General features: G+C 66.3%; 15 protein-coding genes. 11 read left to right on the top strand and 4 right to left on the bottom strand.

Annotation, left to right across the window (positions count from 1 at the left end; genetic code table 11):
• Positions 1-25: 25 nt before the first annotated feature.
• From trpB to AC3IFE_RS04285, 9 genes are all read left to right on the top strand, one after another.
• On the top strand, positions 26-1,219 hold the full coding sequence (trpB, locus tag AC3IFE_RS04325; protein ID WP_089469382.1) for a tryptophan synthase subunit beta: 1,194 nt from the start codon (positions 26-28) through the stop codon (positions 1,217-1,219).
• A 9-nt stretch (positions 1,220-1,228) separates the two neighbouring features.
• On the top strand, positions 1,229-2,080 hold the full coding sequence (locus AC3IFE_RS04320) for a DNA-methyltransferase (RefSeq protein WP_089469383.1): 852 nt from the start codon (positions 1,229-1,231) through the stop codon (positions 2,078-2,080).
• 42 nt (positions 2,081-2,122) lie between these two features.
• Positions 2,123-2,938 carry a tryptophan synthase subunit alpha gene (gene trpA / locus AC3IFE_RS04315; protein ID WP_489189705.1) on the top strand — a complete coding sequence of 272 codons (816 nt, stop codon included), beginning with the start codon at positions 2,123-2,125 and terminating at the stop codon, positions 2,936-2,938.
• Between the two features lie 64 nt (positions 2,939-3,002).
• The gene (gene accD / locus AC3IFE_RS04310; protein WP_009691548.1) at positions 3,003-3,875 is read left to right on the top strand and encodes an acetyl-CoA carboxylase, carboxyltransferase subunit beta; all 873 of its coding nucleotides are present in this window, start codon (positions 3,003-3,005) and stop codon (positions 3,873-3,875) included.
• 99 nt (positions 3,876-3,974) lie between these two features.
• The gene (folC, locus tag AC3IFE_RS04305; protein ID WP_089469386.1) at positions 3,975-5,285 is read left to right on the top strand and encodes a bifunctional tetrahydrofolate synthase/dihydrofolate synthase; all 1,311 of its coding nucleotides are present in this window, start codon (positions 3,975-3,977) and stop codon (positions 5,283-5,285) included.
• Between the two features lie 29 nt (positions 5,286-5,314).
• Positions 5,315-6,154 (top strand): SPOR domain-containing protein, encoded by an 840-nt coding sequence (locus tag AC3IFE_RS04300; RefSeq protein WP_089469387.1) that lies wholly within the window; start codon positions 5,315-5,317, stop codon positions 6,152-6,154.
• A 7-nt stretch (positions 6,155-6,161) separates the two neighbouring features.
• Positions 6,162-6,656 carry a CvpA family protein gene (locus AC3IFE_RS04295; protein ID WP_089469388.1) on the top strand — a complete coding sequence of 165 codons (495 nt, stop codon included), beginning with the start codon at positions 6,162-6,164 and terminating at the stop codon, positions 6,654-6,656.
• 51 nt (positions 6,657-6,707) lie between these two features.
• Complete coding sequence (gene purF / locus AC3IFE_RS04290) at positions 6,708-8,240, top strand: amidophosphoribosyltransferase (RefSeq protein ID WP_069618451.1); 1,533 nt, start codon at positions 6,708-6,710, stop codon at positions 8,238-8,240.
• 260 nt (positions 8,241-8,500) lie between these two features.
• Positions 8,501-9,691 (top strand): O-succinylhomoserine sulfhydrylase, encoded by a 1,191-nt coding sequence (locus AC3IFE_RS04285; protein WP_489189704.1) that lies wholly within the window; start codon positions 8,501-8,503, stop codon positions 9,689-9,691.
• 106 nt (positions 9,692-9,797) lie between these two features.
• On the opposite strand, the gene AC3IFE_RS04280 is transcribed toward AC3IFE_RS04285, so the two are convergent.
• The 3 genes from AC3IFE_RS04280 to AC3IFE_RS04270 are packed head-to-tail and all read right to left on the bottom strand — an operon-like array spanning position 9,798 to position 12,896.
• Positions 9,798-10,763 carry an NAD-dependent epimerase/dehydratase family protein gene (locus tag AC3IFE_RS04280; protein ID WP_489189703.1) on the bottom strand — a complete coding sequence of 322 codons (966 nt, stop codon included), beginning with the start codon at positions 10,761-10,763 and terminating at the stop codon, positions 9,798-9,800.
• Positions 10,750-11,796, bottom strand: a complete 1,047-nt coding sequence (gene gmd / locus AC3IFE_RS04275; protein WP_011548084.1) for a GDP-mannose 4,6-dehydratase — start codon at positions 11,794-11,796, stop codon at positions 10,750-10,752. Before gmd ends, AC3IFE_RS04280 begins: the two co-directional genes overlap by 14 nt.
• Before the next feature lie 35 nt (positions 11,797-11,831).
• Positions 11,832-12,896 carry an acyltransferase family protein gene (locus AC3IFE_RS04270; protein ID WP_089469391.1) on the bottom strand — a complete coding sequence of 355 codons (1,065 nt, stop codon included), beginning with the start codon at positions 12,894-12,896 and terminating at the stop codon, positions 11,832-11,834.
• 54 nt (positions 12,897-12,950) lie between these two features.
• Between AC3IFE_RS04270 and AC3IFE_RS04265 the strand changes: the two genes are divergently transcribed.
• A complete protein-coding gene (locus tag AC3IFE_RS04265; protein WP_179233484.1) occupies positions 12,951-13,241 on the top strand; it encodes a hypothetical protein in 291 nt (96 codons plus the stop codon).
• Between the two features lie 123 nt (positions 13,242-13,364).
• Positions 13,365-15,557 (top strand): NHL repeat-containing protein, encoded by a 2,193-nt coding sequence (locus tag AC3IFE_RS04260; protein ID WP_489189727.1) that lies wholly within the window; start codon positions 13,365-13,367, stop codon positions 15,555-15,557.
• 49 nt (positions 15,558-15,606) lie between these two features.
• Here the strand turns inward: AC3IFE_RS04260 and AC3IFE_RS04255 are convergent.
• Positions 15,607-16,019 (bottom strand): IS5 family transposase (locus tag AC3IFE_RS04255; protein ID WP_489189702.1); only part of this gene is annotated, 413 nt, incomplete at its 5' end.

Below are 16,019 nucleotides of genomic sequence, written 5' to 3'. Positions count from 1 at the left end.
GCACCGACCGATCGAGAGAGACACCATGTACAACCTTCCTGATGATCGCGGCCATTTCGGCCCGTATGGCGGCGTGTTCGTCGCCGAGACGCTGATTCACGCGCTGGACGAATTGCGCGCGGCGTATGAAAAGTTCCAGAACGATCCCGACTTCGTCGCCGAATTCGAGCGCGAGCTGAAGTATTTCGTCGGCCGCCCGTCGCCGATCTATCACGCGCAGCGCTGGAGCGAGATGCTCGGCGGCGCGCAGATCTACCTGAAGCGCGAAGACCTGAACCACACGGGCGCGCACAAGATCAACAACGTGATCGGCCAGGCGCTGCTCGCCAAGCGCATGGGCAAGAAGCGCGTGATCGCGGAAACGGGCGCCGGCCAGCACGGCGTCGCGACCGCGACGATCTGCGCGCGCTTCGGGATGGAATGCGTCGTCTACATGGGCTCGGAGGACGTGCGCCGGCAGGCCGCGAACGTCTATCGGATGAAGCTGCTGGGCGCGACGGTCGTGCCGGTCGAATCGGGTTCGCGCACGCTGAAGGACGCGCTGAACGAAGCGATGCGCGACTGGGTCACGAACATCGAAAGCACGTTCTACATCATCGGCACGGTCGCGGGCCCGCACCCGTATCCGATGATGGTGCGCGACTTCCAGCGCGTGATCGGCGACGAGTGCAAGGTGCAGATGCCGGAACTCGCCGGCCGCCAGCCGGACGCGGTGATCGCGTGCGTCGGCGGCGGGTCGAATGCGATGGGCATCTTCTATCCGTACATCGACGACCAATCGGTGCAGCTGATCGGCGTCGAAGCGGCCGGCGACGGCCTCGACACGGGCCATCACGCGGCATCGCTGATCGCCGGCAGCCCGGGCGTGCTGCACGGCAACCGCACGTACCTGCTGCAGGACGACAACGGCCAGATCATCGAGACGCATTCGGTGTCGGCGGGCCTCGACTACCCGGGCGTCGGCCCCGAGCACGCATGGCTGAAGGACAGCGGCCGCGCGCAGTACGTGCCGATCACCGACGACGAAGCGTTGAAGGCGTTCCACGACTGCTGCCGGATCGAGGGAATCATCCCCGCGCTCGAGTCGAGCCACGCGATCGCGTATGGCGTGAAGCTCGCGCCGACGTTGCCGAAGGACAAGATCCTGCTCGTCAACCTGTCGGGCCGCGGCGACAAGGACATGCACACGGTCGCCGAGCGATCGGGCATCGAGCTCTGACCCCGACCGATGCGTGACCTGATCGAAGAGCCGGGCGGCGGCGCCGCGAGCGAGGCGGAGGCGGTTCAGCCTGCCGCTGCCGTGCCGCGCGCGCTGCCGTCCGGTATCGAACTGCACAACCGCGATTTCCTGACCGATGCCGCGCACCTGCCGGACGCGTCGATCGACCTGATCGTCGCCGATCCGCCGTACGGGCTCGGCAAGGACTACGGCAACGATTCGGACAAGCGTTCGGGCGACGATTTCCTCGCGTGGACGCGCGGGTGGCTCGAGCTAGCGATTCCGAAACTGAAGCCGAGCGGGTCGATGTACATCTTCTGCACGTGGCAGTACGCGCCGGAAATCTTCAGTTTCCTGAAGACGCAGCTCACGATGGTCAACGAGATCATCTGGGACCGGCGCGTGCCGAGCATGGGCGGCACGACGCGCCGTTTCACGTCGGTGCACGACAACATCGGCTTTTTCGCGGTTTCCAAGGCGTATTACTTCGATCTCGATCCGGTCCGCATCCCGTACGACGCCGACACGAAGAAGGCCCGCTCGCGCAAGCTGTTCGAGGGCAGCAAGTGGCTGGAGATGGGCTACAACCCGAAGGACGTCTGGTCGGTCTCGCGCCTGCACCGGCAGCACGCGGAGCGCGTCGATCATCCGACCCAGAAGCCGCTCGAAATCATCGAGCGGATGGTGCTCGCGAGCTGCCCGCCGGGCGGCCGCGTGCTCGATCCGTTCATGGGCAGCGGCACGACCGCGGTGGCCTGCGCACGGCAGGGGCGCGACTTCGTCGGCTACGAGATCAACGAAAGCTATTGTGCGATCGCGCACGAGCGCGTGAGCGCGCTCGCCGCGCCGGCGTGCGCGTGAATCGCGCCGCCGCATCGCCGAACGCATCTAGGAAAAATTGCCATGTCCCGCATTCAGCAGACCTTCGCCGCGCTCGCCGAACAAGGCCGTAAGGGCCTGATCCCGTTCATCACGGCCGGCGACCCCGATCCCGCGAAAACCGTCGAATTCATGCACGCGCTCGCCGCCGGCGGCGCGGACGTGATCGAGCTCGGCGTGCCGTTCTCCGATCCGATGGCCGACGGCCCCGTGATCCAGCGCTCGTCGGAACGCGCGCTCGCGCGCGGCGTCACGTTGAAGAGCGTGCTCGCCGACGTGAAGCGTTTTCGCGAAACCGACCCCCAAACCCCCGTCGTGCTGATGGGGTATGCGAACCCGATCGAACGGATGGGCGTCGACACGTTCGCGGCCGAAGCGCACGCGGCTGGCGTCGACGGCGTACTGGTGGTCGACTATCCGCCGGAAGAGGCGGGCGTGTTCGCCGAGAAAATGCGTGGCGCGCAGATCGATCCGATCTTCCTGCTCGCGCCCACGTCGACCGACGAACGCATCGCCGACGTCGGCAAGATCGCGAGCGGCTACGTGTATTACGTGTCGCTCAAGGGGGTGACCGGCGCGGGAAATCTGGATGTTTCGAGCATTGCGGGTAAAATCCCGGCCATCAAGTCGCGCGTGCCGGTTCCGGTGGGCGTCGGCTTCGGCATCCGCGACGCCGAAACGGCGCGCGCGGTGGCCGAAGTATCGGACGCCGTCGTAATCGGCAGCCGCCTCGTGCAACTGCTCGAGAGCGCCGCGCCGGAAGGTGCCGCCGCCGCGCTGAAGTCGTTCATCGCCGAGCTGCGCGCCGCCCTGGACGGTGCCGGCAACACGGCGCGGTAAACACAACACAGGAAGCGGGAACGGGCCGGTCGGCCCGCCCCGCCACGGAACAGGAAACCATACGATGAGCTGGCTCGACAAACTGTTGCCGCCGAAGATCAAGCAGACCGACCCGAAAAGCCGCAAGGGCATTCCGGAAGGCCTGTGGGTCAAGTGCCCGTCCTGCGAGGCCGTTCTCTATCGCAACGACGTGGACGCGAACCTGCACGTGTGCCCGAAGTGCGATCACCACATGCGCATCGGCGCGCGCGAGCGCCTCGACGGGCTGCTCGATCCGGAAGGCCGCTATGAAATCGGCCAGGAAATCGTGCCGGTCGACTCGCTGAAGTTCAAGGACAGCCGCAAGTACCCCGATCGTCTGAAAGAAGCGATGGACGAAACCGGCGAAACCGACGCGATGGTCGTGATGGGCGGCGCGATCCACACGCTGCCCGTCGTCGCGGCCTGCTTCGAGTTCTCGTTCATGGGCGGCTCGATGGGTTCGGTCGTCGGCGAGCGCTTCGCGCGCGGCGCGCAGAACGCGCTGGAGCAGCACGTGCCGTTCATCTGCTTCACGGCGTCGGGCGGCGCACGGATGCAGGAAAGCCTGCTGTCGCTGATGCAGATGGCCAAGACCACCGCGATGCTGACCAAGCTGGCCGAAGCCAAGCTGCCGTTCATCTCGGTGCTGACCGACCCGACGATGGGCGGCGTGTCGGCGAGCTTCGCGTTTCTCGGCGACGTCGTGATCGCCGAGCCGAAGGCGCTGATCGGCTTCGCCGGCCCGCGCGTGATCGAGCAGACGGTCCGCGAGAAGCTGCCGGAAGGCTTCCAGCGCGCCGAATTCCTGCTGAAGACGGGTGCGATCGACATGATCGTCGACCGTCGCAAGATGCGCGACGAGATCGCGCAGTTGCTCGCGCTGCTGCAGCGACAGCCGGCCGACGCGCTGGCCTGACCGGCGCAAGGTTGTGACTCTGCGCGTCGCCTGGCTTCAGCGTCAGGCGGCGCGCTTCGTTTTTTGGCGTAGTGGCGGTACCGATCCAGATTTGATCCGATGAGCACTTTTCCCACTCTCGACGCGTGGCTTTCGCATCTCGAACGCGCGCACCCGGTCGGCATCGACATGGGCCTGACCCGCATCGGGCAGGTCAAGGCGGCGCTGCAGCTCGAATTCGCGTGCCCGGTGATCACCGTCGGCGGCACGAACGGCAAGGGCTCGACCTGCGCGTTCCTCGAGACGATCCTCGTGCGCGCGGGCTACAAGGTCGGCTGCCACACGTCGCCGCACCTGCTCGAATTCAACGAGCGCGCGCGCGTGAACGGGCAGAACGTGACCGACGACGAACTGCTGCCGCATTTCGAGGCCGTCGAAGCCGCGCGCACGTCGCTGGCCGAACCGGTGTCGCTCACGTATTTCGAATTCACGACGCTCGCGATCCTGCATCTGTTCGCGTCGCGCGGGCTCGATGCGGTGATCCTCGAAGTCGGCCTCGGCGGCCGGCTCGATGCGGTGAACATCATCGATACCGATTGCGCGATCGTCACGAGCATCGACATCGACCACACCGAATACCTCGGCGACACGCGCGAGAAGATCGCGTTCGAGAAGGCCGGGATCTTCCGCGCGGGCAAGCCGGCGATCTGCGGCGATCCGGCCGCGCCGCAAACGCTGATCGACCACGCCGAAGCGATCGGCGCCGACCTGTGGCTGGTCGGCCGCGATTTCCGCTACGAGGCGCAGGCGGGCGCCGAGCGTCAGCAATGGAGCTACCTTGGCCGCGACAAGCGCTATCCGGCGCTCGCTTATCCGGCGTTGCGCGGCGCGAATCAGCTGATCAATGCGTCGGCCGCGCTTGCCGCGCTCGAGGCGCTGCGTCCGGTGCTGCCGGTGTCCGCACAGGACATCCGGCTCGGGCTGGCGAACGTCGAGCTGCCGGGGCGTTTCCAGGTGCTGCCCGGCAAGCCGGCGATCGTGCTCGACGTCGCGCACAACCCGCATGCGTCGGCCGTGCTCGAGCAGAACCTCGGCAACATGGGCTTCTTCCCGTACACGTACGCGGTGTTCGGCGCGATGCACGACAAGGACATCGACGGTGTGCTGCGGCACCTGAAGGGCGAGATTGACCACTGGTGCGTGACCGATCTGCCGCTGCCGCGCGCGGCCTCGGCGGAGCAGCTCGAAGCGGCGCTGCGCAAGGCTGGCGTGGAGGAGGGGCCCGATTCGAGCGTGACGCGCTACGCGTCGCCCGCGGAAGCGTTTCGCGATGCACTAAAAAGAGCATCCGAGAATGATAGAATCGTGGTTTTCGGCAGTTTCCATACGGTTGCCGGCGTGCTGGCCTACCGTAAATCGCAGCAACACTGACTGACGGGCAGTTTCGGACTCAGCCATTCATGGGAATTTTCTCGTTCGGCAAGAAAGACGACGACGCGCCCCCGCGGCGCGGCGGTCGCACCGGGGCCTCCCGGAACGTGCGCACGGAGCGCACTGAGCGCGTCGAGCGACGCTCGCGCCGTACCGAGCGTCCGGAATCGGATGCCCTGCTCCTCGATCCGACCCTTCCAGAAAAGCAACGCGCGCGCCGTCGTCTCGTCGGCGCGATCGCGCTCGTCGTGGCCGCGGTGATCGTCCTGCCGATGGTGCTCGATTCGCACCCGAAGCCGGTCACCGATGACATCGCGATCGACATCCCGAACCGGCCCGCGCATCAGGCGGTCGCGCCGCGCGACGACGATGTGTCCGACGTGCAGGCAGGCGTCGCGCATGACGAACCGCCGGCCTCCGACACGACCGTTGCGGCCGCACCGGCGCCCGCACCCGCGCCGAAGGATGCCGCCAAGCCGGTGGCGAAACCCGATACGACCACCACCGCGAGCGTGACGCCGCCGAAGCCCGCGCCGAAGCCGGCTGCAGCGCCCGCGCCGAAACCTGCCGCGCCGAAGCCCGCCACCGTCGCGAATGACGGCGCCGCGAGCCCGGACAGCGGCGACGCATCGTCGCCGGCGTCGCCGGCCGGTGCGCGCTTCGCGGTACAGCTCGGCTCGTTCAAGGACGACGCGACGGCCCGTTCGTGGGCGACCAAGTTGAAATCGGCGGGCGTGCCCGCATATGTCGAGCATCGCAAGCAGGCAGACGGCAGCACGGCTACACTGTTGCGTGCCGGCCCGTTCGCGGATCGCTCGGCGGCCTCCGCCGCGATCGCGAAGGTGCGCGAAGCCGGCCTGACGCAGTAAGGCCACGATGCTGACGGCTTTCGACTACGCTGTATTGGCGGTGATCGTGTTGTCGGCGCTGCGCGGTGCGTGGCGCGGCTTCGTGTCCGAGATTTTCGGGCTGATCGGCTGGATCGCGGCGATCGTGATCGCGGGCCGCTACGTCGGGATGGTCGTGCCGTACATTCCGGCGAACTGGCCGGGCGGCGCGCTGACGCAGTGGGTGATCGCCTTCGCGTTGCTCGTGATCGGCGTCGTGCTGGTCGCCGGCGTGGCGAACGCGCTGCTGTCGCGGATCGCGCAGGCGAGTGGCCTGGGCGGCGTCGATCGCTCGCTGGGCATGATGTTCGGGCTCGTCCGCGGCTGTGTGCTGGTGGTGCTGCTGGTCGCGGCGGCCGGGCTGACCGAACTGCCCAAACAGGATTTCTGGCGCAATGCGCTATTGCGTCCTTTTGCCGAACAGGGCGTGCGCGAGCTGAAGCAGCTCCTGCCCGACGGCATGGCCCAGTACGTACGCGTGTGACGACGCGGCCGGGCAGGACGGAACCGATTTTGTCATTCTGAAGGACATGCCATGTGCGGCATCGTAGGCGTTATCTCCCAATCCCCGGTCAATCAGCTGATCTATGACAGCCTGCTGCTGCTGCAGCATCGCGGTCAGGACGCGGCGGGCATTGCGACGGCGGACGGCAGCAATTTCCACATGTACAAGGCGAACGGCATGGTGCGCGACGTGTTCCGCACGCGCAACATGCGCAGCCTGCCCGGCACCTACGGCATCGGCCAGGTCCGCTACCCGACGGCCGGCTCGGCGTCGAGCGAGGCCGAGGCGCAGCCGTTCTACGTGAACGCGCCGTTCGGGATCATCCTCGCGCACAACGGCAACCTGACGAACTGGATGCAGCTGAAGGACGAGATGTTCCGGATCGACCGCCGGCACATCAACACCAACTCCGACAGCGAAGTGCTGCTCAACGTGTTCGCGCACGAACTGCAACTGTCGACCACGGGCCTCGAGCTCGATCCGGCGTCGGTGTTCAAGGCGGTCTCGGGCGTGCATCGCCGCCTGCAGGGTTCGTACGCGATCGTGTCGCTGATCGCCGGCTACGGCCTGCTCGCGTTCCGCGACCCGTTCGGCATCCGCCCGCTCTGCATCGGCAAGCTCGAAACCGAGCACGGCACCGAATGGATGGTCGCGTCGGAGTCGGTGGCGGTCGAAGGCATCGGTTTCGAATTCGTGCGTGACCTGGAGCCGGGCGAAGCCGTCTTCATCGACAAGGCCGGCAACTTCCACAGCCAGCAGTGCGCGGAGAATCCGACGCTGAATCCGTGCATGTTCGAATACGTGTATCTGGCCCGTCCGGATTCGTGCCTCGACGGGGTGCCGGTCTACAACGTGCGCCTGCGCATGGGCGACTATCTCGCTGAGAAAATCAAGCGCGAACTGCCGAACGTGCCGATCGACGTCGTGATGCCGATTCCCGATTCGTCGCGCCCGGCCGCGATGCAGGTCGCCGCGAAGCTCGGCGTCGAGTATCGCGAAGGCTTCTTCAAGAACCGCTATGTCGGCCGCACCTTCATCATGCCGGGGCAGGCCGTGCGCAAGAAGTCGGTGCGCCAGAAGCTCAACGCGATGAGCATCGAGTTCAAGGACAAGCACGTGCTGATCGTCGACGATTCGATCGTGCGCGGCACGACCTCGCACGAAATCGTGCAGATGGCGCGCGATGCGGGCGCGAAGTCGGTGATCTTCGCGTCGGCGGCGCCGCCCGTGAAGTTCCCGAACGTATACGGCATCGACATGCCGACGCGCGGTGAGCTCGTCGCGCATGGCCGCACCGACGAGGAAGTCGCGAAGATCATCGGTGCCGATCATTTGATCTATCAGGACGTCGACGATCTGCGCCGCGCGGTGCGCGACATCAACCCGAAGCTCGAGCGCTTCGAGGCGTCGTGTTTCGACGGCAACTACATCACCGGTGCGGTGACGCCCGAGTACCTCGATGCGATCGAGCGCGCGCGCCTCACGCCGGCGTCGCAGGCCGATCGAGACACGGCCGGCGATACCGAGCGTTCGCAGATGAACCTGCAGCTGTCGGTCGAGTAACGCCGGCGCACGCTTTGATCGAGGCGTGATAGGATGTGGCCTTGCGTCGATTTGATATCAGCTTGCGGACGCGGGGCAACTTCCCGAAACAGCTAAAGCGAAGGCCGGCGGCAGCCGGCCCGAGTCGATCGCTGTCGTACCGCACCCGAAGCCCGCTGATGCCGACGCATAGCGGGCTTTTTGCTTTTTGGCCTCGGTTTTGACCGGTCCGCGCCGCAAGAGCGACCGTCGGCGCGGCCCTCGAATACGGAAAACGGAACATGGACGACTCCCTCAACTTCGACACGCTCGCGGTGCGCGCGGGCACGCTGCGCAGCGACTTCAACGAGCATTCGGAAGCGCTGTTCCTCACGTCGAGCTTCTGCTTCTCGAGCGCGGCCGACGCGGCCGAGCGTTTCGCGAATTCGGAAGACTATTTCACGTATTCGCGCTTCACGAATCCGACCGTCACCATGTTCCAGGAGCGTCTCGCGGCGCTCGAGGGCGGTGAGGCGTGCATCGCGACGGCATCGGGCATGGCCGCGATCATGTCGGTCGTGATGTCCGCGCTGCAGGCGGGCGACCACCTCGTCAGCTCGCGCAGCCTGTTCGGCTCGACGCTCGGGATGTTCTCGCAGATCTTCAGCAAGTTCGGGATCACGACGACCTTCGTCGACCCGACCGACCTGAACGCGTGGCAGGAAGCGGTGCGGCCGGAAACGAAGATGTTCTTCCTCGAGACGCCGTCGAACCCGCTGACCGAACTCGCGGACATCGAGGCGATCGGCAAGATCGCGAAGGCGGCGAACGCGCTGTTCGTCGTCGACAACTGTTTCTGCAGCCCGGTGCTGCAGCAGCCGCTGAAGCTCGGCGCGGACGTGGTGATGCACTCGGCGACGAAATTCCTCGACGGGCAAGGCCGCGTGCTTGGCGGCGCGCTGGTCGGCTCGAAGGAATTCATCATGGGCAAGGTGTTCCCGTTCGTGCGCAGCGCGGGCCCGACGCTGTCGGCATTCAACGCATGGGTGCTGCTGAAGGGGATGGAGACGCTGTCGCTGCGGGTCGAGAAGCAATCGGCGAACGCGCTGGAGATCGCGCGCTGGCTCGACGCGCATCCGGCGGTCGCGCGTGTGTTCTATCCGGGGCTCGAATCGCATCCGCAGCATGAACTCGCGAAGCGTCAGCAGAAGGCGGGCGGCGCGATCGTGTCGTTCGAGCTGAAGGGCGACACGCCCGAGCAGCAGCGCGCGAACGCATGGCGCGTGATCGACGGCACGAAGCTGGTGTCGATCACCGGCAACCTCGGCGACACGCGCACGACGATCACGCATCCGGCCACCACGACGCACGGCCGCATCACGCCGGAAGCGCGCGCGGCGGCCGGGATCACCGAAGGGCTGATCCGCCTCGCGGTCGGCCTCGAGCACGCAGCCGACGTTCGCGCTGATCTGGCGCGTGGTCTGGGCGGCTGAGCGATACAGCCGGTTTTCGCTCGGCATCAGTGAAACGGGCCGCTCTCGAGAGAGAGCGGCCCGTTGTCGTTTCTGCGCCTGCCGTCGCGCGCGTGTTGTGCCGTCGTCAGCCGGCGGTGTGCCCTGACGGTGCAGCGCGCATCGCGTCCACCATCCAGCGCAGCGTTTCGTCGAGCGGCGTGACCGGTAATTCGCCCACCGCGCGCCGCAGTTTGTCGCGCGACCCGCTCAGGCTTTTCACTTCGTTGTGCCGCACGAAGCGTGGATCGATCGTCACGTCGATCACGTAGCCGGCGATCCGCGACAGCATCGCCAGTACTTCCTTCAGCGAATACGCACGCTCGGAGCACACGTTGAACGTCTCGCCGGCCGGCCCGGCTTCGACCAGCTTCAGATAGGCGGCCGTCACGTCGCGCACGTCGGAGAAATCGCGGCTCACGTCGAGGTTGCCGAGCGAGATCCGCGGCGCGTTGCTCGCATAGTGCGCGACGAGCTTGGGCAGCAGATACGCATCGCTCTGGCCGACACCCGTGTAGTTGAATGGCCGCGCGATCACGATCGGCAGCCGGTCGGCCCACAGCTTCGCCGCATATTCCATCGCGAGCTTGCTGATCGCGTAGTCGTTCGCCGGCGCGGGCGCGACGGTTTCGTCGAGCACGCCGGCCGTCGAGTTGCCGTAGATGTTCGCGCTGCTTGCCAGCAGCACCGCCGACGGGCGGCGGTCGAGGCCGGCCAGCGCCGCCAGCAGATTGCGCGTGCCGACGATGTTGACCGCGTAGGTCTGCGTCGGTTCGTCGTCGGCGACATGCGCACGGGCGGCGAGATGCACGACCGCGTCGGGCCGTGCGTCGGCCGCGGCCGCGCGCATGGCTTCCGCGTCGAGCAGGTCGACGGGCAGCAGCGTGCAGTGTGCGAATGCCGGATCGGCGGGACGCGGCGTGCCGGGCGCGACCGTGCCCCAGACGTCATAGCCGGCCGCCTGCAGGCGTTCGGCCATGTGGCGACCGGTGAAACCCGTCAGGCCCGTGACGAACGCACGGCGCGACGGACGCCCGGTTTCAGAACGTGTCATGGTGTTGGTTCCGCGTCAAATCCGCTTCGACCATCATCTGACAAAGTTGTTCGAGCGTCGTTTTGGGTGCCCAGCCCAGTTTGCTTTTCGCCTTGTCCGCGCAACCGATCAGCAGGTCGACTTCGGCAGGACGGTAGAACTTCGGGTTCACTTCGACGAGCACGTTGCCGGTCGCCGCATCGAGGCCGCGTTCCTGCTCGCCCTTGCCGGTCCATTCAATCTGGTAGCCGGCCGCCGCGAACGCCATCCGCACGAAGTCGCGCACGGTTTCGGTGCGGTTGGTCGCCAGCACGTAGGTGTCGGGTTCGTCGGCCTGCAGCATGCGCCACATGCCTTCGACGTATTCGAGCGCAAAGCCCCAGTCGCGCTTCGCGTCGAGATTGCCGAGCTCGAGCTTGGTCGCCTTGCCCAGCTTGATCTTCGCGATCGTGTCGGTGATCTTGCGCGTCACGAATTCGCGGCCGCGCAGCGGCGATTCGTGGTTGAACAGGATGCCGCTGCTGCCGAACAGGCCATACGATTCGCGGTAGTTCACGGTCATCCAGTGCGCGTACAGTTTCGCGACGCCGTACGGGCTGCGCGGATAGAACGCGGTGGTTTCCGTTTGCGGAATCGCCTGCACCTTGCCGAACATCTCGGACGTCGACGCCTGATAGAAGCGCGTTTTCGGGCTCACGACGCGAATCGCCTCGAGCAGGTTCAGCGGGCCGATGCCGGTCACTTCGGCGGTCGTCGCCGGCTGGTCGAACGACACGCCGACGAAGCTTTGCGCGGCCAGGTTGTACAGCTCGTCCGGCTGCGTGCGTTCGAGCAGGCGCAAGCTCGAGCCTGCGTCGGTCAGGTCGTGTTCGACGAGCGTCAGGTTCGGGTGCGTGTCGACACCCAGCTCGGCGATGCGCCAGAAATTCACCGAGCTGGTGCGGCGGTAGGTGCCGGTGACCTCGTAGCCCTTGTCGAGCAGCAGTTTGGTCAGGTACGCACCGTCTTGCCCCGAAATTCCGGTGATGATGGCCTTTTTACGCGTTTGGCTCATGGCGTTGTCCTGGTAGAAACGTTGGATGATGAAATTCACGCAGCCGTGCCGGCGGCGGCTGGCACCGCGCGGCGCGCGGGCCCGCGCGTCAGGCGCCGTTCGAAGCCGTACCAGCTCAGGGTCGCGTACGCGAGCGTGATCGCCAGCGCGAGCGCGGCCGTGACGAAGCGGTTCAGGTGCAGCGGCCACAGCGCGTACAGCACGCTCAGGTGGATCAGGTAGACGGTGTAGCTGACGGTGCCGACGTAGACGAGCATCGGGTTCGTCAGCACGCGCTGCACGAGGCCGCGCCCGCGCAGCGCGATCACGACGATCGACGTGCACAGCAGCAGCGAGATGCTGTAGAGCGCCGCGTTCGACAGCGGCGTGTTCGCGGCGCGAAAGCGCGGGAACGACAGGTGCAGCCAGCCGAGGATCGCGAGCGACACGAGCGCGCCGACGATCGCGAGCGGATAGAACGGCTCCAGCGCGCGCCGGTCGCGGCGCAGCACGATCGCGAGCAACGCGCCTGCCGCGAGCAGGTCCATCCGGAACGGCGTCAGGTAGTAGATCGGCCAGAACGAATCGAACCACGGCGTCGCGATCGCGCGCAGCACCGGCGCCGCGACGATCAGCGCGGCGGCGACCCACAGCAGCGCACGCTCCGAGCACCACAGCACGACGAACGGCCAGAAGATGTAGAACTGCTCCTCGACCGCGAGCGACCACAGCACGTTCAGGCTGTCATGGCCGATGCTGCCGAGCGACAGCCCGATATTGGTCGAGAAGAACGCGAACCACGGCCAGTGCGGCAGCCAGCTTGCGCCGAACAGCAGCGTCGACACCAGCAGCAGCAGCACGTACGGCGGCAGGATGCGGCGCACGCGGCGCGCGTAGAAGTGGCTGAAGTACGACTGCCCGCGCGCCTTGCGATCGAGCAGGATGCCGGTGATCAGCAGGCCGCTCAGCACGAAGAACAGATCGACGCCCATCCATAGCGGCGCCTTCAGCGCGTGTTGCAGGAATACGGCGCCCACCGCGATCGCGCGCAGCCCGTCGAGCTGCACGATGCGGCCGTGTTGTGGCGGGACGAGGTCGGCGGGGCGCGACGGGGCCGTCATCGCGCGGCTCCTTCACGACCCGCATCGGATGCGTGTACGTATTGCATGCTTTAAATGGAATATGAAATCGAAATCGATTCTAGGGAAAAGAAATCGGTAAAAAAACGCGGGCCATTTATCCGCGGACAAACAGGCAAATGCCGATTATCACGATCACGGGACGAAAGGTTTGCTCGCCGAGGGGCGCGGCAGGCGGCGCGGAACGGAATTTTCTACGCAGCGGCGCGAAAAAGGCGGTCGTTATTGCCGCTTTCGGCGGGCATTTACGCGCTGTTCCGTCTCGATATTTCAGGCGGAAACATCCCCAAATATTTCCAAATTTCTTGTGATTATTTTTGCTTGTAACCTGCATCGCGACGTTTGAAACCCATTTAGCGACAGGGCGCCGCCGCGGGCGATCCGTGGCGGCGCCGGTCGCTGTTGCATCGAGTCTGGAGAAGCGCATTGCGACGTCTGATTCTGGTTGGCATGACGGTATGCGCGGCACTGCTGACGAGCACCGTGCCGGCCGAAACGGTGTTGCCCGCGACGACGTCGTGGATCGGCAACACGTTCGGCTATGGCGACGGCACGTGGACGCAGATCGACATCCGCGCGATCGCGGTGACGCCGGCGGGCAAGGTGTATACGAATGCGCCGTGGGACGAGAGCGGCGCCGAGGCGAGCGTCTATCAGGACGGGAAGATGCTCGGCTTCGCCGGCGGCACGCACGGCTGGGGCAACCTCGGCGGCAGCGCGATCGCGGTGAACGGCAAGTACGCGTATGTCGCGATCGGCGTCGGCAATGAGCGCGGCCACCTGCAGTCGCCCGGCATCTGGCCGGACAAGGGCAAGCAGTGGTTCGGCATCTCGCGGCGCACGATCGGCGACATGAAGCAGCCCGCGCCGTTTCGCGCGGCGCCGCAGGTCGCGCCGGGCGGGCGCGCCGATACCGGCCGCGCACGGATGGCCGCGAGCTTCATGATGATGAACGAGGTGTCGGCCCCCGCGCGCTCGGAAGTGGGTGAGGCGAAGGCGGAAGTAGGCGGCCTCGCGGCCGACGACAAGACGCTGTTCGCGACCAATCCGTCGCGCGACGTGGTGGATGTCTACGACGCGGAGACGATGCAGCAGAAGGGCACGTGGAGCGCGCACGAGCCGGGCCGCATCGCGCTGGCGGGCGACGGCACGCTGTGGCTGCTGACCGATACGCTCGGCGGCCCCGCGCATCTCGTGCATGTGCGGGCCGACGGCCGCAAGCTCGACGACGCGCCGGCGCTGCCGGAAGGCACCGACGCGGTGGACGTGGCGGTCGACGCGAAAGGGCGCGTGCTCGTCGCGGACAACGGGCCGCGCCAGCAGATCCTGATCTTCTCGAAAGGCGGCAAGGGCTATGCGCCGTCGGGCACGCTCGGCGAGCGCGGCGGCATCTTTGCGGGCCCGGTGCCGGGGCGGCCGGGGCCGCAGCGCTTCAACGGGCTGACGGGCGTCGGCGTCGACCGCGCGGGCAACATCTATGTATCGATGAACGGGATCGGGCCGCGCCACGACACGATCGGCGCGGGGCTCGGCGCGGTGCTGGAAAGCTACACGCCGGACGGCAAGCTGCGCTGGCAGGTGCAGGGGCTGCTGTTCGTCGACGGCGCGTGGCTCGACCCCGCGCGGCCGAACAGCGTGTACACGGGCAACAAGCGCTTCGAGCTCGACCTGTCGAAGCCGCCGGGCCAGGACTGGAAATACGTCGGCTTCCTGTCGAACCGCTTCAAGTATCCGGACGACCCGGTGTTCCACACCGACCAGTATCCGGGCATGCCGATCGCGCGGCGTGTCGACGGCCGCACGTTCCTGTACCTGACCGACATGTACGCCGATCACCTGAAGATCTACCGCTTCGACGCGAAGCGCGACGGCGAGGTCGCGATTCCGTCCGGCCTGATCGCGGGTCGCGCGCGGCCGGTCGACAAGGTGCCGAACAAGCCGCCGGGCGGCGACTGGCTGTGGCGCGACGCGAACGGCAACGGTCGGATCGATGCCGACGAGTCCGAGATCAACACGACCGGCAAGGCGAAGGCCGGCGGTTGGGGCTGGTGGGTCGACACGAAGGGCGACATCTGGCGCACGAGCGACGTGCGAGGGATTCATCGCTTCGGCTATGGCGGCGTCGACAAGGCCGGCAACCCGATCTATTCGTACGACAAGGTCACGACCTACCCGATGCCGCAGCCGTTCACGCAACTGCGCCGCGCGATCTACGAGCCGCAGACGGACACGCTGTACGTGACGGGCTACACGGCCGACGCGCCGCCGCAGGCAGGCATCAACAAGGAAGTTGGCCGCGTGCTGGTGCGTTTCGACAAGTGGTCGAGCGGCTCGCCGGTCGTGCGCTACACCGTCGCGCTGCCGTGGCAGCTCGACGCGAAGCCGATCCTCGACCTGATCGGCATCACGGTCGAGGGCCGCTACATCTTCACCGTGGAGCCGGTCGGCAAGATCCACGTGTACGACAAGGAAACCGGCAAGGAAGTCGGCGTGATGAGCCCGGGCGCGGAGGTCGGCAAGGCGTCGGGCTGGGTCGACGTGCCGTTCGGCATCAGCGCGTTCCGGCGCGAGAACGGCGAGTACCTGGTGTTCGTCGAGGAAGACGCGCGCGGCAAGGTGCTCATGTACCGCTGGAAACCGTGACGGGCGGCGCGCCGTCGGCGTCAACGTCACACAAGGCTTAGAGACGGTTTCATAAAGGCTGCTGAGTCCGCTGCAAAATGTTCCAGCAGATCATGGAGCAACCGAGTTTGAGGAACGCTTCATGAATGTCGGCACGCCGTTCGAATCGGATACGGAGACGTCGAAAGTGGTGCATCCAGGCATGCGTGCGCTCCACGACCCATCGAACCTTCCCAAGCCCGCTGCCGTGTGGTTGTCCGCGTCGAGCAATGCTGGTGGGAATGCCTCGCTCGTGCAGGATGCGCCGGTACTTGTCGTGATCGTAGCCTCGATCCGCATAGACGCGTTTGGGCCTGCTCAGTGGCCGACCGCGAACGCCTTTGATCGGCGCGATCGCCTCGATCAGGGGGATCAGTTGCGTGACGTCATTGCGGTTGGCTCCGGTCAAGATTGCCGCGATCGGTGTGCCGTTGGCGTCGGTGG

Source organism: Burkholderia sp. APQ4-4ca, assembly GCF_057837105.1.
Note: the sequence above shows the minus strand (reverse complement) of the source record. Positions and strands in the feature narration are given on the sequence as shown.